This window comes from Yoonia sp. GPGPB17, assembly GCF_037892195.1.
Taxonomy (GTDB): Bacteria; Pseudomonadota; Alphaproteobacteria; order Rhodobacterales; family Rhodobacteraceae; genus Yoonia.
The window spans coordinates 3217345-3240069 of the sequence record NZ_JATACI010000002.1 but is presented as its reverse complement, the minus strand read 5'-3'; the positions used below and the strand labels follow the sequence as shown (position 1 = coordinate 3240069).

Here is a 22725-nt window from a genome sequence, read left to right as displayed (position 1 = left end):
CACGAGACTTATCGCGATTTGCGGACCGCTAGACGTCAGCCGCGCGCCCGACATTACACCATCGCTATAGAGCTCGACCGTCAAACAAACAGTCAACAGAACGAAAACGAACGCTGCGTAAACACGCAATGCTTTACCCGACCGACGCGTTGGGTCCGGAACTAAAAATTGCGGCAGTTGCAAGCGTTACTCAGCCCCATACTGATTGCTGTCATGCTTCTTCACGATCTCCTGGAACCGGCGCACAAAGCGCTCGTCCGCCTTCGCTTTGGCCTCCAGCACCTCGCGGGCAAAGACCATATGATCTTCATGCGCTTCCAGCATGTCGGCCATCCGCGCGTTCGTGGCCGAGCCAATTGCGGCCATGGCAGACTGTGCTTCCTGGTCCGTCTTCACGCCAATCTCGTTGATCTGGTGGGCCACGTCCTGCTGTTGCGCTGTCTTCAACGACTTTGACAAAGCATCATACAGCACGACGCGCTGCTTGGTGTCCGTCTGCAATTTGTTGATCAGCACCATCTGCGTGGCCGCCTGGTTCTGCAAACTGTCGATCCAGGTCTTGCCCTTTTCAATGTAGCGCTCAAGCGTCTGGCTCTTGGCCAGCTGGACCTGTTCGTTCTGGACCATCTCGTTGTACTGGCCATTCAGGGCAGCTAATTCGGTTTCCAGCTTGGTGCGAGCCGCGGCGTCCTGTTCAACCGAAATCTTGTTCTCAAGCTCGATAATCTTCGGGTCCATCCCAAGGATATCGGCCCGCAAGGCTTCCAACTCACCCACGGTCGCTTCACGCTCTTCCAGCGTGCCACCAAGGTTCCTTTCTACGCTGACCTTTTGCTCGTTGAGCACCGTCAACTGACCTTCCAACAACTGCATGATCACATCGGACTTACTGATCAGATCCTGCAGCTTGTCATCAATCGATGCCGTGCGCATGCGTTCCTGCCGCATGCTGTCGGCCTTACCTTTGCTGAAGATGCCGATGAAGCTTTCCATCCCGGTCTTCGACCGCATTTCGTCAAAATCTTTGGAAAAGGCGGATGTGACGTCATCAAGACCCATGATCAATTCAGCAATATTGGCGTTCATCAGCTCGGTATGGGCATGCACGTCCTCAAGACTGGCGTTCTCGATATCGACAGAGATATCAGTGCCTTCTGCCATTTTTGTCCGTGCAATCTCAATCCGGCTGGTCAGCTCTGAAATCTTGCTTTGTGCCTCGGCCACCTGTGCCTGGCTGTCCTTAATCTGCGTCTCGAAATTCGCCATATACTATCCCTCATTTTTTCTTTGATAACAGATACGTAAGCACTGCTGTCGCAATTTTCAATAATCGGCGCGGCAGGACCGGCCATCTCAAGCGCAAGTCTGAACGCCAATCATCATAAAGAAAAGGGTTTATGCGTCGTCAAACTGTGGCGGGCGGTCATTTGCGATCGCTTCTTCACCCAGCAACTCTTCGGCAGAGATGATTTTGGGCGGCAGTTCAATGCCACGGTCAAAGTTCTCGGGATCAACACGCATGGACTCCTCGGGCGACCGGATCACCACCTTCATTGGCGCTTCAATCTGATTATACAGGTGGATCACATCCTGATTGAACATGCGGATGCAGCCCGCCGAGCCAGAATTCCCGATCGACTCCAAATCGTTGGTACCGTGAATGCGGTAGTGGGTATCGCGGCTCCCCCGGAACAGATAGAGTGCGCGCGCGCCCAAGGGGCTGCGCAAACCGCCGGGGATACCCGCACGGAACGGGCCATAAACCTCTGGCTCGGTGCGCAGCATGTTCTGCGTCGGCGTCCAACCGGGCCATTGGCGCATAAACTTCATCGTCGTCGTTCCACGGATCGACCGGCCCGCGCGCCCCACCCCAACAGGATAGCGCGTTGTCGTGCCATCCTCACGGACGTGGTACAGAAACTTGGCGTAAGGATCGACATCCAGCGTGTTGGGGTCTGCTTCGCCATTGTAGATCCCGGACCTACGGCGGTTTACGCCCTGCAGGTACTCAGACGGAATACCGGGCAGGATGTATCCCGCATCTTCGATGGGGCCATAGCCTTCGACAAACGAAACGGGCGCAGGCGGTTCAATCTCCGTGGCAGGCACACGCGGCGCGCAAGCGGCAGCGGTACTGGCCAGCGCCATGGCGGCAAAAGAACGGCGGCTTAGATTTGTGACAGACGGCATAAATGCACCCTAGAAATTCCGAATCCCCTCATAACACCGTGAACGGGCAGGACAAAATGGCCCCCAAGCGGGTTTTCGCAAATGTTGATCAAATCGTGACAATCGGGTCAATGCAACCGCGCGTTACCCGATCGACACCCCAAGTGTAAGCCCTTTAAGCACGTCATCCGCCGACATCGCCTTCTTGCCCGCGCGCTGCGCCCGCGTCACTTTGACGGCACCATCACCACAGGCAATGGTGAACCCTGACAAAACCTGCCCCGGCTGGCCCTGACCATCCACAACACGCGCGCCCAGTAGTTTGACACGCTCGCCAGCCACGTCACACCATGCGCCGGGAAAAGGTGACAGACCGCGGATTAGCTGGCTAACCTCCAGCGCTGGCGCAGACCAATCCACACGCGCCTCAGCCTTGTCGATCTTTGAAGCATAGGTCACGCCTTCCTCGGGCTGCGCCTCGGGCGTCAGATTTGGCAACGCCGCCAGCGCTGTCACAACCAGCGCAGCACCCATTTGCGAGAGCCTGTCATGCAGGCTGCCAGTGGTTTCTTCCGATCCAATTGCAGTAGCTTCGCGCAACAGAACCGGTCCGGTATCCAGACCAGCCTCCATCTGCATGATGCACACACCCGTCTCCGCATCGCCTGCCATAATCGCACGGTGAATAGGGGCCGCCCCGCGCCAACGCGGCAAAAGAGACGCATGAATGTTCAAGCATCCCGCCCTCGGTGCATCCAAAATCGCCTGCGGTAGGATCAGACCATAAGCGACCACAACCGCGACATCAGCCTCTAACGCTGCGAACGCGGCCTGCTCCGCGTCTCCCTTTAAAGACGCAGGATAGCGCACCTCCAACCCCAATGCCTCTGCGCGTAGCTGCACTGGCGATGGCCGATCCTTCTTACCACGTCCGGCGGGTCGCGGCGGCTGACAGTAAACGGCAGCGATCTCATGACCTGCGTCAACAAGGGCCTCAAGTACTGGCACCGGAAAATCAGGTGTCCCCATAAAGACTATTCGCATCGCCCAGACTTTCTATTTCCAACCAAATTTCCGCCGGAAGCATCCCAACATCAACTACGCCGCGCCTTGGCCGATTTCTTAATCAACATGTCCCGCTTCACACGTGTCAGATGGTCAAAGAACATCTTACCGGCAAGATGATCAATCTGATGCTGCACCGACGTTGCCCACAAGCCAACAAAGTCCTGCCGGTCCCACTGCCCATCCACATTCAGAAAACGCACGGTGACAGCCCGCGGGCGGGTCACTTTGGCCCAGACGCCTGGCAAATTGGGGGACCCTTCTTCATGCACGCGCGGCTCAACACTGCTGTGCAACACCGATGGGTTCGCCATGCGGATCGCCTGACCCCGCTCTTGCGAGGCATCAACAACAGCCAAAGCCATGCTAAGGCCCAACTGCGGCGCGGCCAGCCCAACACCCGGCATCCGGTCCATTGCCATGATCATCTCATCCCAGATCGCACGCACCTCATCGGTAATCGCATCAACTGGGGTCGCAGGGGTGCGCAATGCCGGATGCGGCCACATGACAAAGGGCCGGTGGGTCATTGCAGGGTTCCCGTCTGCGAAATCAAAAGGCCGTTCAGATGGTCAAGCTCGTGACAGATGCAAATAGCCTGAACGCCTTCAAAACGGCCCTCATGCTGATTGCCATCCAAATCCTGCCACGTCATCACAACCCAAGAGGGACGGCTGACCGCATAGCTTTTGTCGGGAATGGAAAGACACGCCTCTGTCCCAGTCAACTTTTCTTCCGAATGATTCAATATCTGCGGATTTATAAAGATCATCGGCGCAGGGTCTGCGTCTTTCCACTCCGTATCCACCACAAACACGCGGCGGCTAACGCCGACTTGCGGTGCCGCCAAGCCGCGACCCGGTGCGGCGTACATCGTTTCAAACATGTCGCGGATCAGTTTGGCGAGGCCCTCATCGAACCGTTCCACCACCGGAGCCATTTCCAATAAGACTGGGTCACCCTCAAAGCGGAGCGCAAGAACCGCCAAAGCTCAGCTCCGCGCCATTTCGCGTTTCAGTTTTTGCATCTTACGCGTGATCATCTGGCGCTTGAGCGGCTTCAGGTAGTCGATGAACAGCCTGCCATCCAAATGGTCAATCTCGTGCTGCACGCAGGTCGCCCACAGCCCGTCAAAGCGTTCGCGCCGGGCCCGACCATCAAGATCGGTCCACGTGACTTCCACCTCGGACGGGCGCTCCACTTCGGCGTATTGTTCGGGAATTGACAGGCAGCCTTCTTCATAGACGTTTTGTTCTTCCGATGTCCAAACCACTTCGGGATTAATCAATACCATCGGTTCGGGCGTCGCGTCATCTTCCTTGGCGCAATCCATGACCAGCATCCGGCTCATCACCGCGATCTGCGGCGCGGCCAGCCCGATGCCGGGCGCATCGTACATTGTCTCAAGCATATCATCGGCAAGACGACGCAGGTCGTCGTTTACAGACGCCACAGGCGTCGCCACTTTCTTGAGACGGGGATCAGGATGAATAAGAATATTTCGCAAAGCCATACCGGTGATTTAGGCCGCAAACAGACGAAATGCAAACTCAGCGAAAATGTAACCTTGACGTTACAAAACGCGATCACTATGTAACCCAAAGGTTACTTAAAAAGAAGGAGCAGTCATGTCTGCAAACCCGATCAGCCGCGCCCGCCTTTTTGGAAGTGTGGCCCTTGTCATCACAACGCTGGCCGCATTGACCGCTGCGTTTCTGTCCATCGGACCATCGGGTCTTGTCTGGGCCGGTATCATTGGCACCATCGCAATAGGCTACGCCGCCTTATCCTTCGTCCTCCAGCTTCGATATCCTGATGCAGCGGATGCCGCATGGGACGAACAGAATACAGTCGCACATCGCGACAGTTTGATCTTCGGGTTTTGGGCGGTGCTCTGGGTTTTCCTCGTATTTCTGGCACTCAGCCTCACAGGACGGATGGACCCGGCGATGGCATTTTACTGGCTGGGTCCCGTGCTGGGGGCGGTACCACCTGCGCATTATGTTGTCTCGGTGATACGCGGTCGCGCCGAATGACAACCAAACTGATTGTTCACCTGCGCGCGCACCGCGCGCAGGCCAAACTGACACAGGCCGAACTGGCCGATTTGGTCGGCGTCTCGCGCAAGACGATCAATACAATCGAGAATGGCGTCTTCACCCCGTCAACGACACTGGCATTGACACTTGCGGATGAGTTGGATTGCAGCGTGCATGATCTGTTTGAACTGCCAGAATAGCGCTTGCACTCCGCAGTCTCCCGCGTAGCTTGGCGCGGCGAAGACAGGAGCACGCCATGACATTCGACCACACCCCAGATCGCCGGAACACCCACTGCGTCAAATGGGACAGCATGGAGGCGCTGTATGGTGTCAGCCCCGATGACGGGATTTCAATGTGGGTCGCGGATATGGAATTCGCAGCCGCGCCCTGCATCCAGAAAGCCGTGCAGCGCATGGTCGATCACGGCGTCTACGGCTATTTCGGCGATGACAGCAAATACAAGGCAGCGATTCAGTGGTGGATGGAGACGCGCCATAACTGGGTGATTGATCCGGCATGGATTTTCACCACACATGGCCTGGTAAACGGCACCGCTATGTGCGTCGATGCCTTTACGAATCCCGGTGATGGCGTCGTACTTTTCACCCCGGTCTACCATGCCTTCGCCCGTGTCATTCACGCCTCCGACAGGCAGGTCGTTGAATGTGAATTGGTCAACAACAATGGCCGCTATGAAATGGATTTCACTGCATATGACGCGCAGATGACAGGCAATGAACGTATGCTCATCCTCTGTTCGCCCCATAACCCCGGCGGGCGCGTCTGGAGCAAGGCCGAATTGCAGGCCGTTGCCGCCTTTGCCAAACGCCATGAACTCATTCTTGTTTCAGATGAAATCCACCATGATCTGACTATGCCCGGCCAGACCCACATCCCAATGGCGCATATCGACGGCATCGCCGACCGGCTAGTGATGATGACGGCAACAACCAAGACCTTCAACATCGCAGGCAGCCACTCGGGCAATGTCATCATCGAAGACCCCGACCTGCGCGCGCGTTTTGCCAAACGCATGGCGGCGTTGGGACTTTCAGCCAACAGTTTCGGCCTATTCATGGCAACAGCCGCCTATTCGCCGGAAGGGGCCGCATGGGTGGATGCGTTGCGCGACTACCTTGACCAAAACCGCAAGGTTTTTGATACAGGTATCAACGCCATTCCGGGCCTCGCTTCGATGAACCTTGAAGCCACCTACCTTGCCTGGGTCGATTTCGCCAATACCGGGATGTCACGCGAAGAATTTACCGCACGCGTCCAGGACAAAGCCAAAATCGCTGCAAACCACGGGCCGACCTTCGGCAAAGGCGGCAACAGCTTCCTGCGGTTCAACCTTGCCGCGCCCAGGTCACAGATCGAAGATGCCGTCCGCCGCATGCAGCACGCCTTCGCAGACTTGCAATAGCAATATAAGGCTTAGCGGCTGATCAGCCCGGCTGGCACAAAGTCGGGCCGCACAAAATCCGCAGCAGGTGCGGTGGCGACTGGGGTGGCCCACTTAAACTCAAACACCCGCTCATCATCTTCATCAATCGAGGATACGACAAGGCAGGTATAAAGGTGCTTGGGCCCATCATAGATGTCGATGTGGCCACGCAGACGCTCTGACCCTTCAAGGTCCAGTGCGAAACCGCCATCCCAAAATCTGCGGATGCGATAAGTGTCATCACCATCATGGACCGACAAGCGATCCTTGCGCTTCAGCGCAGCTTTGCGTGCTTCTTCAATACCCTGACGTACCGCGTCAGGCAAAAACGTATACATACCAAGCCCCTCCAGACTGTGCAGAAGATGCCCTCAGAAAAGTAAAAATCAAATGACAAAATCCGCCGCGGTGCAGCAACGCCTTAGTTTTAAGCCTTCACACGTGGCCGCAACACATGCGGTTTCGCCGCATCATAAAGTGCAGAGTCGGGAAACCCGTGCAGATCGGCCAGGGCTTACCCCACAAGGATCAGTGCTGTGCGGGTGATCTTCGCGGCACGTACCTTTTCACGCACATCCTTCAGTGTACCCCGAATGATCATCTGATCCGGCCAACCAACGCGGTAAATCACTGCCACCGGACAATCTTCGCCATAGAATGGGGCCAGCTGCCGCTCAATCTCGCGTAGCGCCCGAATACCCAGATGGATCGCCAGGGTCGCCCCCGTCCGCGCAAAATTCTCAAGCGTCTCACCTTCCGGCATCCCTGTCGATTTCATCGACATGCGGGTCAGGATGATCGACTGCGCCACCTCCGGGACGGTTAATTCAGTCCCCAAAGCCGCCGCAGCAGCGGCATAGGCAGGCACGCCCGGCACGATCTGATAGTCGATTCCATCCGCCTTCAAGCGCCGGATCTGCTCGGCAATCGCACCATAAAGTGACGGATCGCCCGAATGCACGCGAGCCACATCCTGTCCTTGCGCATGCGCCTTCACAATCTCGCCGTGCGTATCATCCAGCGTCATCGGTGCGGTGTCCATGACCAAAGCACCCTCTGGCGCGCAAGCCACAACCTCGGCGGGCACAAGTGAGCCCGCGTAAAGACAAACCGGGCAGCCCCCAATGATCCGCGCGGCCTTCAAAGTCAGTAGTTCGGGGTCACCGGGCCCGGCACCAATAAAGTAAACGGTCATCGCTCGACCCTCATCTTTCTTCGTATATTCAAACCTTCGCCGAAGGCCATGGGAAGGCGGGTGGGGCGCATTTGGCGCCAGCCAAACAGCGTCATCCCGCCAAATCCCCATCAATCTTACGGGCATAGCCGCGCGGCGTATACATGCGCGGCCCTTCCCCAAGAGCGGCCAAACGTGAATGCGACGATCCGACCAGCACAACGGTCAACATATCAACCTCATCCACTTCCAGCTCATCCAACCTGCGATAGCGCACATGTTCCTCTGGACGCCCCAGAGAAGACGCCAGCATAACGGGCGTGTCAGCCGGACGGTGCTGTAACAGAATATCGCGCGCCTCTGCCAACAAAGTCCGCCGCCGCATCGATACCGGATTATAGAACGCGATCACAAAGTCGCCCTGTGCCGCTGCTTTCAACCGCTTCACGATATCTTCACGCGGCGTCAGCAAGTCTGATAAGGAAATCGCACAGAAATCATGCCCCAACGGCGCCCCGGCCCGTGCCGCTGCCCCTTGCAATGCACTCACCCCCGGCGAACACACAACCTCAACCCGGCGCGCCGCATCCGAAACACCCATCTGATCCGGGCCGCGGTCCAGTAACTCAAACACCAAAGCCGCCATCGCATAAATGCCCGCATCACCCGAGCAGACCAACGCCACGTTCTTGCCCTGCCCTGCCTGCTCCAACGCATAGCGGCAGCGCTCTTCCTCGCCACCCAGCGGAAAGTCAGATCGCGTCTTGCCCAAAGCCAAAGGCCCCAGCAAATCTATGTAGAGACCATAACCGACCAGCTCTTCTGCATCTGACACCAAGCGCGACACCTCCGGTGTACGCCAAGCCGCCTGCCCCGGCCCAATACCAACAACCGACAATCTGCCACGCGCGCGGCCACGTAAGGTCACGATCGGTTCAGGCGTTACAACCAGCGCGCAGGTCGCATTTGCGGTTTTACGCTTGGCGACCAAAAACTCACCCGCATCACCCGCCTGCACCAAGGCCGCCGCTTCGGACACCCCATGGGTGCCCACTTCGGCAAAGACCACATCCGACGGATTCTGCAACCGCGGCGTCTGTGCCTCCAACTCTTCTGCTTCAAACAAACGTAGCGGCACGCCTAAGTCTGCCGCCAAAGCAATGATCCCGGGCTCATCCGCCTTCAGCGAAATCGTATTCACCGAATGCACGGCTTCCGGCGCAACCCCCGCCTCATTCAAAACATCCGTGACCAAAGCTGCCAGTTCATCAGTCGGGCAGTTCCGCGCGCACCCAACACCTACGGTCAGCCGCTGCGGCGCAAACTGCAAATGGGCCGCACCCAGATCATCCTGCCGCGCCATCGTGCAGGACAAGCGAACGGCGTCGCCCTTCGGCAACGCGGCCAACCAGGGCGCATCGCCAACCACCTTTGCCCCACCACCAGCAAGTAACCCCGCCATTGCAGCCTTTGCATCAATACGATTGACCAGTTGCCATCCGCCAGGCGGCTCATCCAACGCCATACCCAACGCCACATCACCCGCTGTTGTAATCGCCGATACAGCACCCAATGCCTCGGATATCTGCGCCGACAGTTTGTTGGCTCCTCGGTGTCCGCCCAATAACGGCACAACGACGGCACCATCATCAGATATAGAAATGACCGGCGGCTCGGTTGTCTTATCAGCCAGCAACGGGGCCACAGCTCGGATCAGGATACCTGAGGCACAAACGCCCACAATCGGCACGCCTGCGGCGAACAAATCCCGCGCGTGGTCCAGCGCATTGGCAAAGAACGCATCAGCCCGATCAACCCGGCCCTCACGGCCATGTACCTGCGCGCCAAGGGTGGCCGCGACACGATGCGCGGTCGCCTCACCAGAGCGCGACAGCGCCAGAACAATAGGTTTCAAAGCCAAGGATCGGCCCCTTTCGTCAACAAGATCATCGAGAAATACGGCGCTTTCTCGGGCGCGTCTGCCAAAGGCTGCACGATTTCTTCAGGCAGGGTTGCGCGTTCGACATAGACAGCGTCTGCGGTTAACCCAAGGTCATCGATAACGCCACGGATCTTGGTCAGATGCCGCCCAACTTTCATGATCGCAACGCTCTCTGCACCGGCGATCCGCGCACGCAGTTCATCTTCGGGCAACGGCCCCGGCAGCACCGTTAAGCGCTCATTACGCGCCGCCAGCGGCATGCCTGCACCCGCAGCGCAGGCGGTCACAGATGTCACGCCGGGCACAACTTCGACCTGATAGTCCGCCGAAAGCCGCGCAAAAAGATACATGAAAGAGCCGTAAAAGAACGGATCACCCTCGCACAAACAGATGACATCATGTCCCGCGTCCAACGCCGCCGCGATCTCTGCCGCACCCTTATCATAGGCGTCTTGCGCGGGCGCGCGTTCGACCGACATAGGCACATCCATCACGATCTCTTGCACCCCCGGCGCAATCAGCTCAGCCGCAATAGAACGCGCAAAGCTGGCTGCACCCGCCAGCGTCGGATAGGCCACAACCGAGGCGCCCTCAACCAGCCGTGCCGCGCGCAGCGTGATCAGATCGGGTGCGCCGGGCCCTAAACCAACACCGTAGAGTATCCCTGTCATCGCTTTACAAGGCTCCACTGTGTGACCGGCATCAGCGGACGCCAGCCTGTCAGACGGCCAACGGGTTCCGCGCGATGGACTGACAGTTTCACCAGATCGCCGCCATGCGCCTTGTGCAGGGCGATCAGTTCCGCCTCGCTTTCCAGTGTGACGGCATTTGCCACCAAACGGCCCAACGGGCGCAACGCATCCCATGCCGCATCAAATGTCTCGCGGCTCAACCCGCCGCCGATGAAAATCGCATCCGGCGCCTCTAACCCATCCAGCGCGTCTGGCACCACACCTTCGACCAAGGCCAGCTTTGGCACGCCCAATGCCAATGCATTGGCGGCTGCCATCGCGCGCCTGTCTGCGCGCGGCTCGATCCCTACGGCTCGGGCATAGCGGGCCGCGCGCATCCATTCGATCGCAACCGAACCGCAACCACAGCCGATGTCCCATAGCAGCGCACCGCGCATCGGCATCAGTTTGGCGACCGTCGCTGCGCGGACCTCTTGCTTGGTCATTGTGCCATCAGATTGGAACAGATCGTCCGCCAACCCCGGCACGCGCGGCAGGAGCGCTGCATCGGGGGCCGCGACACAATGCACGGCGAGCGTATTGAATGCAGGCACCGTGTGATCCCAGCTTTCTGCCAGCCCATCAAAACGCGCCTCATCCTTGCCGCCCATCGCGGCCAGCACGGTCATTTTGGATTGTCCAAAGCCACGTTCCGTCAAAAACGCTGCGATCTGGGCAGGGGTTTCGGCACCCGTGGTCAGGACCAACAACTGCGCATCCGGTTGGATGAAAGCGATCATTTGCTGCACCGGGCGGCCATGCACGGTCAGCGTCTCAACATCGGGTAGCGACCAGCCCATACGGGCGGCTGCCAGTTGAAAAGCCGAAAGCTGGGGATGATAGATGATCTCGCCGGGGTCGATTGCGCGGCCGATCCGGGCACCTACGGAAAACCACAGCGGGTCGCCGGTTGCCAATATGACCACGCGTTTGCCCCGCAGGCCCTCGATTGTCGAAATCAGCGCATCAAAGGGGCTTGGCCATGCCATACGCTTGGCCGTCAGGTTTTCAGTCAGCGTGTGATGTCTGTCGCCGCCGATAATAATCTCGGCGGCTTCAACAACGGCACGTGTTGCGGGCACCAACCCATCCATGCCGTCTTCACCGATCCCGACGATATGGAGCCACGGATCAGCCATCTTCCGGCAACCCCGCCGCCAAAGCATTCACAGCGGCCGATGCCATAGCCGATCCGCCACGCCGTCCGCGCAGTGCAACATAGTCACAGCCACGCGGATTGGCGGCCAGTTCGGCTTTGCTTTCCGCAGCGCCGACGAAGCCGACCGGAAAGCCCAGAATCACAGCCGGTTTTGGCCAACCTGCGTCCAACAGCTCAAGCAAATGAAACAACGCGGTCGGTGCGTTGCCGATGGCCACCACCGCGCCTGCGATGTGATGCTGCCAAAGCTCTACCGCTGCGGCTGAGCGTGTGTTGCCGATCTCTTGCGCGCGCGTCGGAACCGAAGATTCGTTCAGCGTGACAATCACTTCGTTCCCTGCCGGAAGGTAGCGGCGGATGATCCCGGCGCCGACCATTTCACAATCGCAAAGAATTGGTGCACCGGACATGAGCGCCACATGCCCCGCTTCTGCGGCCTCTTCCGAGAACGCTAGCCGATCTGCAACCTCGACCATGCCGCAGGCATGGATAAGCCGGGTAATCACAGGCTGCATCGCGGGTGCGAACCGTTCAAGCCGTGCCTCGGCACGCACGGTCGCAAAGCTTTGCGCATAGATCGCTGATGGGTCTGTTTCGTAGGGGCGCACAGGCAAGCCTTTGTCTGAGGTGGCAACCGCCAAAGCCAACGGCGGACGTTTTAGGGTCAAGATGATTAGCTTACTTTAGCCTTACGCGCGCTTTCCGGTCCATGCGGGTGTTTGGCATGGGGGTACGGGGCATGGTGATGGTCGTGATCATGATGATGGTGATCATGGCCATGGTGGTGATGATCGTGGTGATGGTGGTGGTGGTCTGTAGCCTCCAAACGGCACATACCGGTGCAGAATGTATCGCAAAGCTTGCAGTCTGCCACGTTGGACCCCGGCGCATTCGCGCCCTGCCCTTCAACATGATGGTGGTGGCTTTCCTGAACCGCACCCACCTCGCCTTCAAAACCCAGCACAGCGGTGCGGTACTTGCACAGTACACAAGTTGGGGGCGGGACCGCACCAAAGGCGGGATGCGCACGGTCTTCTGCACTAATATGATGATGCGTGCCTTCTTCCAGCGCCAGCACCTGACTGCGATAGCCACAGATACCGCAATTTGGTGGGGGCGTATCACTAACCTGTTCCATAATCCGCTCGGCAAAGGTTTCCAGCACCTTCGGGTGGTCGCCCAGATAGCCCGCTTTGATGAATTGGATATCAGTATGCTCCGCCGCGACTTGATCGGTGAAACCGTAAATCCGGTCGATCAGGATGCCCGAGAACAGGAAGTACGGGAAGACGATGACGCGTTTGTATGGCAGGCGCGCGACGTGTTGCAGGCAGGGTTCGACCAGCGGAAATGTGACCCCGGAATAGCCGACTTCGCACCAGCCAAAGCCCATACCTTCCTGAAGCATGCGCGCGATTTTTGCCACGTTGCCGTTGGCATCGGGGTCAGAGGCGCCTCGGCCAATGACCACTAGGCAGGTCTCGGTCAGTGGTATCTCGCCATGTGTCACATTCGCCTGATCCACCGCATCTTGAATGCGGCCTGCAGCGGCAGCGATCATCTTGGGATCAACGCCCAGTTCACGACCGTACTGGATGGTCATATCGTGTTTTGCCGCATAGGTGTTCAAAACCGTCGGAATATCATTCTTGGCGTGCATCGCCGCAAAAAGCATGCCGGGTACGGCCAAAATCCGCTCGCACCCTGCCTCGCGCAGTTTGTCCAAACCGTCACGAATGACAGGGTTCGCAAACTCAAGATAACCATAGTCTGTCATCCAGTCATCTGGCAGATAGGCTGGCAGCTTGTCTGCCAGAGTTGCAAATTCATCGACGGCGGATTGGCTGCGCGACCCGTGACCGCAGATCATGACACCAGTTTTCATGCGCTTTCCTCTTCCAAGGTGTCTTCCACCTCCGCTTCGGGCTCTTTATTTTTCTTGCCCTTCACGGCACCCCAAATAGCGGCAAGTCCGGCCAGACCAATTGCAATACCTGCCGCCCAGTGATCATGACCGGCAGCTTCGGCCCAGTGGCCGGGATGTGCCATCGCCGATGATCCAGCACAGATAAGCAGAATTGTCAGTAACCCCCGCATGGGTGTCCTCCTTCATGATCGCACTACCAGAGAGCCCGTTTGCCGGGTTTTGACGACGAGATGCACCGTCCCCGTTTTGGGTCAACCGTGCAGTCTCCAACCTCTCTGGCCATTGCATTGGCTTCGTCGCGCCAACATATAATCGGACGCACGAGGCAGAGCAAACGCTTAAGCGACGTAAATGCACCAAGGGGCGGCAACGGAAGGTCAAACGATCATGTGCACTGGTGCACCGCAGTTGCGCCTTTACGCTGGTTGGTTCACGCATGCAAAAGCGCTAGGTCTTCAACCTGAGTAATTGAAGGACAATTCAGATGGGCCAGTTGGTTGACGGCGTATGGCATGACGTTTGGTATGAGACCAAAAAAACGGGCGGGGCATTCGTCCGCAAAGACGCGCAGTTTCGGAACTGGATCACCTCGGATGGGTCCGCAGGCCCCTCGGGGACAGGCGGTTTCAAGGCCGAAAGCGGGCGCTATCACCTTTATGTCTCTTATGCCTGCCCATGGGCGCATCGCACGCTGGTCTTTCGGCAACTCAAAGAGCTGACCGATCACATCGCCATATCTGCGGTGCACCCTGATATGCTGTCCGATGGCTGGACCTTCGAGACAGATGAACATGGGGCGACGGGCGACACGCTTTTCGGACTGTCCTTTGCCCGCGAAGTCTACATCAAGGCGCTGCCGGATATGAACGGCCGCGTCACTGTGCCAATCCTCTGGGATAAGAAACAAGGCAAGATTGTCTCAAACGAAAGCTCTGAGATTATCCGCATGTTCAACACGGCCTTCAACGAGATCACCGGAAACACCGATGACTATTGGCCAAAAGAACTGCGCGAGGAGATCGCCCCCGTGAACGACCGCATCTACGACACCCTCAATAATGGTGTCTACAAATCAGGGTTCGCGACTTCACAAGAAGCTTATGACAAGGCCGTACACCCACTTTTCGAGACACTGGACTGGCTGGAAGAGCGGCTAAGCACAAAACGTTACCTGATGGGCGACCGATTGACCGAGGCGGACTGGCGACTTTGGACCACTTTGGTGCGCTTTGACCCGGTCTATCACCTGCATTTCAAATGCAACCGCAAGCGGATCGCCGACTATCCGAATCTTTCAGGCTATATGCGCGAACTCTATCAGATGCCCGGCATCGCGGAGACGGTGAACATGGCCCATATCGTGCGCCACTATCACTTCAGCCACGAAACCATTAACCCGCACCGGATTATCCCGATCAACCCGGAACTAGACTATGATGCCCCGCACGGCCGGGGCGGCTGATCCCATAGTGATGCACAATCGCGGCCAGGTCTTTGGGCGGCGTCGCGGTTCGGATCAAGGCACGGGCGTTGGCGGCATGGCTGAAAATCGACCCATCTGAGAAAAAGCTCGTGTCAGTGACAAAAACGACATTGGCATCCGGTTGGCGGAACCGCGCAAGGTCTGCAACAGCAAAGGCGCTGCCTTCGGCCATGACAAGGTCCAATACGATCACATCAAACGAAATGTCTTCAATAACATCCAACGCAGATGCTGCGTTGTTGACTAACGTCACATCAACCTCAAGACGGCTCAAGTGACGTCGCCAACGGTTACCCAATTCAGAATCCCTATGGACTATCAGTGCGCGCATTTTTTCCCCCGAAATCTCGCGCTGCCAACGGCGTTGCGAAACAGAATCTTGACCAAGTATGAACAACGGAGCGCCCAAATCGTTAACGAATAGTTAACGCGCGCCCGCGCTTGCTCTAAAGAACAGGATATCGCCGATGGACTTGTACTTGAGGCAAAAATCCGCTTGAAAAGCGCGTGTAGAAGCGAGGCATATTCCCATGACAACCTGGATCACGATTTGCGACACCTGCAAACAGGAAGGGTGGGATTCTGGCGATATGTCTCAAACCGATGGCGAGGCGCTTGCCAGCTTGATCGAGGCTGCCGCAACGGGGCTGAACGAGGTCAAAACCCGGCGGGTGTCTTGCCTGATGGGCTGCAAGAAGGCCTGCAATGTCGCGATTCAGGGCGCAGGCAAGCTGAACTACACCTTGGGCGAATTTGAACCCACGACCGAGGCGGCAAGTGGTATCGTCGCCTATGCGATGGCCCATGCCGGATCTGACACCGGGCAAGTGCCGTACCGTGAATGGCCGCAGGCCGTGAAAGGGCACTTTGTGACCCGTCATCCGCCACTGCCAAAAGACGAATGAGCAAAAAGCGCGATCACGGCGGGGGCCTTGATGCCGCGATTGCCGCATATGGCGGAACACGCACGGATTGGTTGGATCTTTCGACGGGTATCAACCCCGTGCCATACCCTATGCCGCAACTGCCCTCGGACGCGTGGACGGCGCTGCCAGATGAGGCGGCTTTCGCGCGACTTTATGCTCTGGCACGCGGTTTCTGGAATGTCCCGGACGAGGCGCACATCATTGGCGCAACCGGCGCTTCGGCGATCATCGCTGCCCTGCCCCGTGTGATCCCGCAAGGTGAGGTCTGTATTCCGGGTCCGACCTACAACGAACACGGGGCGGCCTTTGCTGCGTCAGGATGGCGCTTGGGTCATGACCCAAGCCACGCGTTGGTCGCGGTGCATCCCAACAACCCCGATGGCCACATCTGGAAAGTCAGTGACTTCAACACTGCCTACACCGTAATCGACGAAAGCTTTTGTGATGTCATGCCCGCGCAATCGCTGGTGCACCTGGCATCACGGCCCGGCACCATCATATTGAAAAGTTTCGGGAAATTCTGGGGGTTGGCTGGTCTGCGTCTCGGCTTTGCCGTTGGCGATCCAGCCATCATCGCCAAACTGACCGATTTGCTGGGCCCATGGCAGATCTCTGGTCCGGCCCTATCTATCGGGGCCGAGGCATTGTCTGATCCCGCATGGGCGGATGACACGCGTACCCGGTTGGTCGCGGATGCGGGGCGGCTTGATCAGCTGATGACCCAAAGAGGGGCTAAGTTGATCGGAGGCACCAGCTTGTTTCGCCTCTACAAGGTGAAAGACGCGCAGTTGACCCAAGACCAACTGGCCCAGCATCATGTCTGGTCCCGCACCTTTCCTTATGCGCATGATTGGCTGCGGCTTGGGCTGCCCGCACCAAACCGCTGGGCACAACTGGAAGCCGCGTTGTGACACTCGTCTTTGGCATGCTGTTGGATGCGCTACTGGGCGAGCCAAGATGGCTTTGGTCACGTTTCGTGCACCCGGCAGTCCTCATGGGTCGCCTGATTGGATGGTGCGATCAAAGCTTCAACAAAGGCGCAAGCAAGAGACTGATGGGTGCCATTACCATCGCCGGACTATGCATCATGGCTGGCATCTTTGGATGGATCATTGAACTTGCGCCGGGTTATGTTCTTGACGTGATCGTCGTTGCAATCTTGCTGGCGCAAAAATCACTTGTCGAACACGTGCAGGCCGTTGCTGATGCCCTGCGCCTGTCTCTGGGCGATGGGCGACGCTGCGTCGCCATGATTGTAGGGCGTGATACGAAGGATATGGACCAAGCGGCGGTCGCACGCTCTGCGACTGAAAGTGCTGCTGAAAACCTCTCTGATGGCGTGATCGCCCCGATCTTCTGGTTTGCGCTCGCTGGCTTGCCGGGGCTGCTGATCTACAAGATCACGAACACCGCCGACAGCATGATTGGCTACCGTACGCCAAAGCACGCAGAGTTCGGGTGGGCCTCTGCAAAACTAGATGACCTGCTCAATCTTATCCCGGCAAGGCTGAGCGCACTGATGATTTGGGCCGTTACATCCCGCTCGCAACCAAAGGCAATCTTTGACGACGCCCCGCTCCACCGCTCACCCAACGCCGGTTGGCCAGAAGCTGCGATGGCGCACGGCCTTGATATCGCACTCAGCGGACCACGCAGCTACGACGGCGAGATGCGGGACTATCCCTTCGTGAACAGCGCGGGAGAACGTTCTCTCACTCCGGATCATATTGATCAGACGGTTGCGGTCTTGTGGAAAACCTGGGCGCTCGCTTTTGGGCTGGCCCTTACCGTGGCAATCATAAGCCGCTTGACCTGATCGGTGGCTTCCCCCGCCTTGCGCGAACCATACTTGCGCTGCCCTCTGTCCCTGCTACGGTCCGGCCAATACCAGATACCGGAGACCGATATGCGCACCGCAGCACTCGCCTTGATCCTTTCTGCCAGCATGGCCACCGCCCAAACCTGCGGCGGACCTGTCAACGCCTTCATAGATGGTGTGAAAGCGGAAGCGCGGGCTGAAGGTATTCCCGCACAAACGGTCGACGCCTTCTTTCAAGGCGCACGGATCGAGCAATCGGTCATCAATGCAGACCGAGCGCAGGGTGTGTTTCAACGCGATTTCATCAGTTTTTCGCGCGCATTGATCAGCCAGAACCGTATCGACAACGGGCGCATTTATGGCCAGCGGTTTGACAGCACCTTCGATACTATCGAAGCCCGCTTTGGCATCCCGCGCGGTGTACTCTTGGCTTTTTGGGCATTCGAGACCGACTACGGCCAAGTGCAAGGTAGCTTCAACACCCGCAACGCCCTGCTGACTCTTGCCCATGACTGTCGGAGGCCCGAGCTGTTCCGCCCACAACTGATCGCCGCGATTGAGCTTTACCGACGCGGCGGCATGAACCCTGCCACGACAACGGGCGCATGGGCTAAGCGAAATCGGGCAGCTGCAAAAACTGCCGCGCGAGATTGTGCGCCAAGGCATGGACGGTGATGGTGATGGGGTTGTTGACCTAAAGGGGTCATCACCGGATGCGCTGATGACCGGGGCAAATGTGTTGTCGTCATTGGGATGGCGGGCCAATGAGCCTTGGTTGCAGGAAATCGTCGTGCCCGCCGATCTTGATTGGTCGCGAACCGGTCTGAACCATAAGTCCAGCGTGCGGGACTGGGCGGCCCGCGGTGTGCGGGCGCGCGAAGGCAGCTTGGGACCGTCGAACTTGCAAGCCTCCATTCTGCTGCCCATGGGCCGCGATGGACCGGCCTTCCTCGCTTATCCGAACTTTGAAGTTTACTTCGATTGGAACAAGAGCTTCGTCTATGTCACGACGGCTGCCTATTTCGCAACGCGCCTGAGCGGTGCAACCGTCTATGATGCGGGCAATCCAACCGCTGCACTCAGCGGTGCTCAGATGCAGCAATTGCAACAGAAACTGACGCAACGCGGGCATGATGTGGGCGGTATTGATGGGATACTGGGCGCAATGACACGCGCGGCGGTTCAGGCAGAACAGGTACGCTTAGGACTGCCAGCAGATGCGTGGCCAACGATAGACCTGCTCAATCGGCTTTGACCATACTTGGGTACGGCAGATTGACACCCTAGGCCACCATGGCGGCGGCCCGCTTCAGATCGACTGAGACCAGTTGTGACACACCTTGCTCACCCATGGTTACACCAAACAGACGATCCATCCGGCTCATTGTCACCGCATGGTGCGTAATGATCAGGAACCGGGTTTCGGTGCGGCGGGTCATTTCGTCCAACAGATCACAGAAACGCGTGACGTTGGCGTCGTCGAGTGGCGCGTCAACCTCATCAAGCACACAGATTGGGGCAGGATTCGCAAGGAAGACTGCAAAAATCAGGGCTAGTGCCGTCAACGTCTGTTCACCACCTGACAGCAGAGACAATGTGCTAAGTTTCTTGCCGGGCGGCTGACACATGATCTCAAGACCAGCTTCCAGCGGATCATCGGATTCGACCAGAACAAGTTTCGCCTCGCCGCCCCCAAAGAGGTGTGTAAACAGAAGGCCAAAGTTCTCGTTCACTTGCTCAAAGGCCGTCAGCAGCCGCTCGCGCCCCTCTTTGTTCAGGCTCGCGATACCTGAACGCAGCGCTGCAATCGCCGCTTCTAGGTCAGCCTTCTCGGTCACAAGCGCATCGTGCTCGATCTGCACGTCTTTGGCATCTTCCTCGGCCCGCAGGTTCACCGCGCCCAGACTGTCGCGCTGACGTTTGAAGGCGTTGACCTGACCTTCGATCACTTCGGATGCAGGCATCTGATCGACGTCCGTCTCGAGCGTCTCTAGCAGCTTCTCAGGTGTCACTTCCTGCGCTTCCATGATCCGTTCGGCCGCATAAGCAACGGTCTCTTTTGCAGCGTCCGAGCGCGCCTCGGACCGCGCCCGCGCTTCGCGTGCTTCCGATGCCTGGCGCTCTGCTTCGCGCTCCTGATGGCCCGCCTCGCGCAACACGTTATCTGCCTCAGCCAGCTTATCCGCAGATGCCTTACGCCGCGCTTCAGCCTCATCAATTGCATCAGCAAGTTCAGCACGCTTGGCCGCGATTTCTTCGGGTGCGGCGGTCGCCTCGGCCAAGGCCGTCTCAGATTCGGTCTTCCGCTCAGCCAGTTCGGCCGTCCGCTTGTTGGCGGTCTCCAACCGGTGCTTCCAGCCACTGACTTCCTTGGTGATTTCCTGACTGCGCTTCAGTCGCGCTTCGCCTTCACGGCGCACTTCGTCATGGGCCGAACGGCGGGACATCATCGTGATCCGCGCCGCCTCAACAGTCATTTTCACGTCTTCCACCGACGCGCGCGCTGTATCCAGATCACCCAGTTCTTCCGCGGCCTTCTCTGCGGCGGCCAAAGCGCGGCGGGCGGTCAGCGCTTCTTCTTCATGCCGCTTCATGGCCAGCCCAAGGCTTTCCAGCTTGCCTTGCGACAGGTTCCGATCCGCCTCGGCCCGGCTTGCCGCACGATTGGCATCTGCGACGGCACGATCCGCATCACGACGTGCTTGGCGGGCCGCGTGGTCGGCCTCCGTCTGCTCTTTCAACATCCCCGTAAGGGTCTCATGCGCCTGCGCCGCGCCGATAGCAGTAGCCGACGCTTCTTCCAGATCGCGCTTCAATTCTGTCAGGCGATTCAACTGTTGCAAACGCAATGCAGCCGCCGAGGGTGCATCCTCTGCCCCAGCGCGGAACCCGTCCCAGCGCCATAAGTCACCTTCGACCGACACCAGCCGTTGTCCGGGCTTCAGGTCAGCCTGCAACCGCGGACCATCGGCGGCCTCAACCAATCCAACTTGGCTCATGCGGCGCGCCAACACCTCGGGCACAGTCACATAGTTGGTCAGTGCTATGACGCCCTCTGGCAATGTTTGCGCAGACCCATAGCTGGGCAGCAAAGCCCAGCCCGATTTGGCATCATCAACAATCGCGGGGGCACGCAGATCGTCAGCCAACGCCGCGCCCAGCGCTTTCTCGTATCCACCTTGGACACGCAGCAGATCAAGCACTTGACCGCCTTCTGCTGTGTCGCGTTCAACCAGTTTGGCCAAGGCTGCCACCTCAGCGCGCAAAGCATTCGCTTCGCCTTCGGCCTCAGAGCGCAGTGCCCGCGCATCGCTTTCGCGTGCCTGCGTATCGGCCCGCGCGCTTTCCGCCGCGACCAAGGCTTTGTCCGCGGCCTCGGCAGCGGCGACCGCCGCTTTCTCGGCCGCCCCAGCAGCGGTAAAATCAGCCTCGGCCTTTGTCAGCGCCGCTTCAGCTTCGGCCATTGCTGCCTTTGCACGCTCTGCCTCATCTTCGCTCTTGGCCAAAGTCGTGCGGTTGTCATCCAACAAACGTTGGGCCGACTGGTGCCGGGCCGCCAACCGCGCCACATCCTCGGTCAGTTGCGCCAGATCAGCCTCGCGTTGTTGCAACACACCCGCTGCCTCGCGCGCAGCAACCTGCGCCTCTTCCAGGCGGGTCTCGTGCCCTTCACCCGCTTTGCCAATCTCGCGCGCTTCCCATTCAAGCCGCTCAATCGTCTCGCCCGCGTCCTTGTTCAGCCCGCTTTCACGTTCCATGTCATGGGTGAGTTGTTCGATACGCCCGCGCAGCGTCTCGATCATATCAAGCGCGCGCTGTTCCTGATCTTTCAGCGTGTCACGCTGGACCTGCAAGCGCTGTAAAACGGCGGCGGCAATCGCCTCGTCCTCACGTAAAGGTGGTAGAGCTTCCTCTGCGACTGCACGGCCTTTGGCGGCTTCACGCGCCGCCTTCTCAGCCTGCGCCGCTGTCGTCGTTCGCTCACGCAACTGATCCGCCGCAGCCAGCAATGCCTCATCCGCCTCTTTCCAGCGACGGAACAGCAACATGCCCTCGGCGCGGCGCAGCTTGTCTCCAATCTCGCGATAGCGCGCGGCCTGCTTGGCCTGCCGTGCCAACTGGCCCAACTGTGCAGCCAATTGCTCAATCACGTCATCGACGCGGGTCAGGTTCGTCTCAGCACCCTTCAGCTTCAACTCTGCCTCGTGGCGGCGCTGATAAAGACCCGAGATACCCGCCGCTTCTTCGAGAATGCGTCGACGTGCCTTGGGTTTTGCATTGATCAGTTCAGAAATCTGGCCCTGCCGCACCAACGCTGGTGAATGCGCGCCGGTCGAGGCGTCCGCGAACAACATCTGCACATCCCGAGCGCGCACATCCTTTGCGCCAACCTTGTAGGCAGAACCCGCATCACGCGTGATCCGGCGAATGATCTCAAGATTATCGTCATCGTTGAAGGCCGCAGGCGCGAGACGCTCACCATTGTCGATGACGAGGGACACTTCTGCAAAGTTACGCGCGGGCCGCGTCGCCGCCCCGGCAAAAATCACATCCTCCATCCCACCGCCACGCATTGCCTTGGGGCGGTTTTCACCCATGACCCAGCGCAGCGCCTCAAGCAGGTTTGACTTGCCACAGCCATTCGGCCCCACAACACCTGTCAGACCATCCGCGATGATCAGGTCGGTGGGGTCGACAAAGCTTTTAAAGCCATTCAGTCGCAGTTTGCTAAAGCGCAACGTTTTTGCCCGTATGATTCCTCAAGGTGGCAAAGCATCGCCCTCTGTTGCACCGCGAGTCAACGCTTTGAACCCTGCATGTGCCATGTTCCGCCAGGTTATCCA

At 58.4% G+C, this 22725-nt stretch carries 22 protein-coding genes and 2 pseudogenes; 8 read left to right on the top strand and 16 right to left on the bottom strand.

Annotated elements, in window-relative coordinates:
• Positions 1-186 precede the first annotated feature (186 nt).
• From QTO30_RS17040 to def (QTO30_RS17015), 6 genes are all read right to left on the bottom strand, one after another.
• Entirely contained in the window at positions 187-1266 is a 1080-nt protein-coding gene (locus QTO30_RS17040) for a hypothetical protein (RefSeq protein ID WP_340425255.1), read from the bottom strand.
• A 129-nt stretch (positions 1267-1395) separates the two neighbouring features.
• Positions 1396-2190 carry a L,D-transpeptidase gene (locus QTO30_RS17035; protein WP_340425254.1) on the bottom strand — a complete coding sequence of 265 codons (795 nt, stop codon included), beginning with the start codon at positions 2188-2190 and terminating at the stop codon, positions 1396-1398.
• A gap of 123 nt (positions 2191-2313) precedes the next feature.
• Positions 2314-3213: a methionyl-tRNA formyltransferase gene (gene fmt, locus QTO30_RS17030; protein ID WP_340425253.1), complete on the bottom strand. Its 900-nt coding sequence runs from the start codon at positions 3211-3213 to the stop codon at positions 2314-2316.
• A gap of 50 nt (positions 3214-3263) precedes the next feature.
• The gene (def, locus tag QTO30_RS17025; RefSeq protein WP_340425252.1) at positions 3264-3764 is read right to left on the bottom strand and encodes a peptide deformylase; all 501 of its coding nucleotides are present in this window, start codon (positions 3762-3764) and stop codon (positions 3264-3266) included.
• Positions 3761-4222: a peptide deformylase gene (def, locus tag QTO30_RS17020; protein WP_340425251.1), complete on the bottom strand. Its 462-nt coding sequence runs from the start codon at positions 4220-4222 to the stop codon at positions 3761-3763. The genes def (QTO30_RS17025) and def (QTO30_RS17020) overlap by 4 nt, the downstream gene beginning before the upstream one ends.
• 3 nt (positions 4223-4225) lie before the next feature.
• Positions 4226-4747: a peptide deformylase gene (def, locus tag QTO30_RS17015; RefSeq protein WP_340425250.1), complete on the bottom strand. Its 522-nt coding sequence runs from the start codon at positions 4745-4747 to the stop codon at positions 4226-4228.
• A gap of 115 nt (positions 4748-4862) precedes the next feature.
• On the opposite strand from def (QTO30_RS17015), the gene QTO30_RS17010 reads away from it, so the two are divergent.
• Genes QTO30_RS17010 through QTO30_RS17000 form a run of 3 tightly spaced genes read left to right on the top strand, consistent with a single transcriptional unit; the run spans position 4863 to position 6699 of the window.
• Positions 4863-5270, top strand: a complete 408-nt coding sequence (locus QTO30_RS17010; protein ID WP_340425249.1) for a hypothetical protein — start codon at positions 4863-4865, stop codon at positions 5268-5270.
• On the top strand, positions 5267-5473 hold the full coding sequence (locus tag QTO30_RS17005; protein ID WP_340425248.1) for a helix-turn-helix transcriptional regulator: 207 nt from the start codon (positions 5267-5269) through the stop codon (positions 5471-5473). The genes QTO30_RS17010 and QTO30_RS17005 overlap by 4 nt, the downstream gene beginning before the upstream one ends.
• Positions 5474-5529: 56 nt before the next feature.
• The gene (locus QTO30_RS17000) at positions 5530-6699 is read left to right on the top strand and encodes a MalY/PatB family protein (RefSeq protein WP_340425247.1); all 1170 of its coding nucleotides are present in this window, start codon (positions 5530-5532) and stop codon (positions 6697-6699) included.
• An 11-nt stretch (positions 6700-6710) separates the two neighbouring features.
• Here QTO30_RS17000 and QTO30_RS16995 read toward each other — a convergent pair whose 3' ends face one another.
• From QTO30_RS16995 to QTO30_RS16960, 8 genes and pseudogenes are all read right to left on the bottom strand, one after another.
• Positions 6711-7058 (bottom strand): hypothetical protein, encoded by a 348-nt coding sequence (locus QTO30_RS16995; protein ID WP_340425246.1) that lies wholly within the window; start codon positions 7056-7058, stop codon positions 6711-6713.
• A gap of 89 nt (positions 7059-7147) precedes the next feature.
• Positions 7148-7915, bottom strand: a pseudogene (cobM, locus tag QTO30_RS16990) (precorrin-4 C(11)-methyltransferase).
• 91 nt (positions 7916-8006) lie between these two features.
• On the bottom strand, positions 8007-9815 hold the full coding sequence (gene cobJ / locus QTO30_RS16985) for a precorrin-3B C(17)-methyltransferase (protein ID WP_340425245.1): 1809 nt from the start codon (positions 9813-9815) through the stop codon (positions 8007-8009).
• Positions 9806-10507, bottom strand: coding sequence for a precorrin-2 C(20)-methyltransferase (gene cobI, locus QTO30_RS16980; RefSeq protein WP_340425244.1), 702 nt, complete (start codon positions 10505-10507; stop codon positions 9806-9808). The genes cobJ and cobI overlap by 10 nt, the downstream gene beginning before the upstream one ends.
• The gene (gene cbiE / locus QTO30_RS16975; protein ID WP_340425243.1) at positions 10504-11706 is read right to left on the bottom strand and encodes a precorrin-6y C5,15-methyltransferase (decarboxylating) subunit CbiE; all 1203 of its coding nucleotides are present in this window, start codon (positions 11704-11706) and stop codon (positions 10504-10506) included. The genes cobI and cbiE overlap by 4 nt, the downstream gene beginning before the upstream one ends.
• Positions 11699-12334: a precorrin-8X methylmutase gene (locus tag QTO30_RS16970; RefSeq protein ID WP_340425960.1), complete on the bottom strand. Its 636-nt coding sequence runs from the start codon at positions 12332-12334 to the stop codon at positions 11699-11701. Before QTO30_RS16970 ends, cbiE begins: the two co-directional genes overlap by 8 nt.
• 65 nt (positions 12335-12399) lie before the next feature.
• A complete protein-coding gene (locus QTO30_RS16965; protein WP_340425241.1) occupies positions 12400-13611 on the bottom strand; it encodes a sirohydrochlorin chelatase in 1212 nt (403 codons plus the stop codon).
• Positions 13608-13823: a DUF6732 family protein gene (locus QTO30_RS16960; RefSeq protein WP_340425240.1), complete on the bottom strand. Its 216-nt coding sequence runs from the start codon at positions 13821-13823 to the stop codon at positions 13608-13610. Before QTO30_RS16960 ends, QTO30_RS16965 begins: the two co-directional genes overlap by 4 nt.
• A 314-nt stretch (positions 13824-14137) precedes the next feature.
• On the opposite strand from QTO30_RS16960, the gene QTO30_RS16955 reads away from it, so the two are divergent.
• A complete protein-coding gene (locus tag QTO30_RS16955) occupies positions 14138-15115 on the top strand; it encodes a glutathione S-transferase family protein (protein ID WP_340425239.1) in 978 nt (325 codons plus the stop codon).
• On the opposite strand, the gene QTO30_RS16950 is transcribed toward QTO30_RS16955, so the two are convergent.
• Complete coding sequence (locus tag QTO30_RS16950; RefSeq protein ID WP_340425238.1) at positions 15069-15467, bottom strand: response regulator; 399 nt, start codon at positions 15465-15467, stop codon at positions 15069-15071. The genes QTO30_RS16955 and QTO30_RS16950 overlap by 47 nt on opposite strands.
• Positions 15468-15666: 199 nt before the next feature.
• Here QTO30_RS16950 and QTO30_RS16945 point away from each other — a divergent pair, with 199 nt between their 5' ends.
• From QTO30_RS16945 to QTO30_RS16930, 4 genes and pseudogenes are all read left to right on the top strand, one after another.
• Positions 15667-16041 (top strand): DUF1636 domain-containing protein, encoded by a 375-nt coding sequence (locus tag QTO30_RS16945; protein ID WP_340425236.1) that lies wholly within the window; start codon positions 15667-15669, stop codon positions 16039-16041.
• Entirely contained in the window at positions 16038-16973 is a 936-nt protein-coding gene (locus QTO30_RS16940) for a threonine-phosphate decarboxylase (protein ID WP_340425235.1), read from the top strand. The genes QTO30_RS16945 and QTO30_RS16940 overlap by 4 nt, the downstream gene beginning before the upstream one ends.
• Positions 16970-17878, top strand: a complete 909-nt coding sequence (gene cbiB, locus QTO30_RS16935) for an adenosylcobinamide-phosphate synthase CbiB (protein WP_340425234.1) — start codon at positions 16970-16972, stop codon at positions 17876-17878. Before QTO30_RS16940 ends, cbiB begins: the two co-directional genes overlap by 4 nt.
• Positions 17879-17968: 90 nt before the next feature.
• Positions 17969-19136 (top strand): annotated as a pseudogene (locus QTO30_RS16930) (lytic murein transglycosylase).
• Between the two features lie 28 nt (positions 19137-19164).
• On the opposite strand, the gene smc reads toward QTO30_RS16930, so the two are convergent.
• Positions 19165-22620, bottom strand: coding sequence for a chromosome segregation protein SMC (gene smc / locus QTO30_RS16925; RefSeq protein WP_340425233.1), 3456 nt, complete (start codon positions 22618-22620; stop codon positions 19165-19167).
• Positions 22621-22725 lie beyond the last annotated feature (105 nt).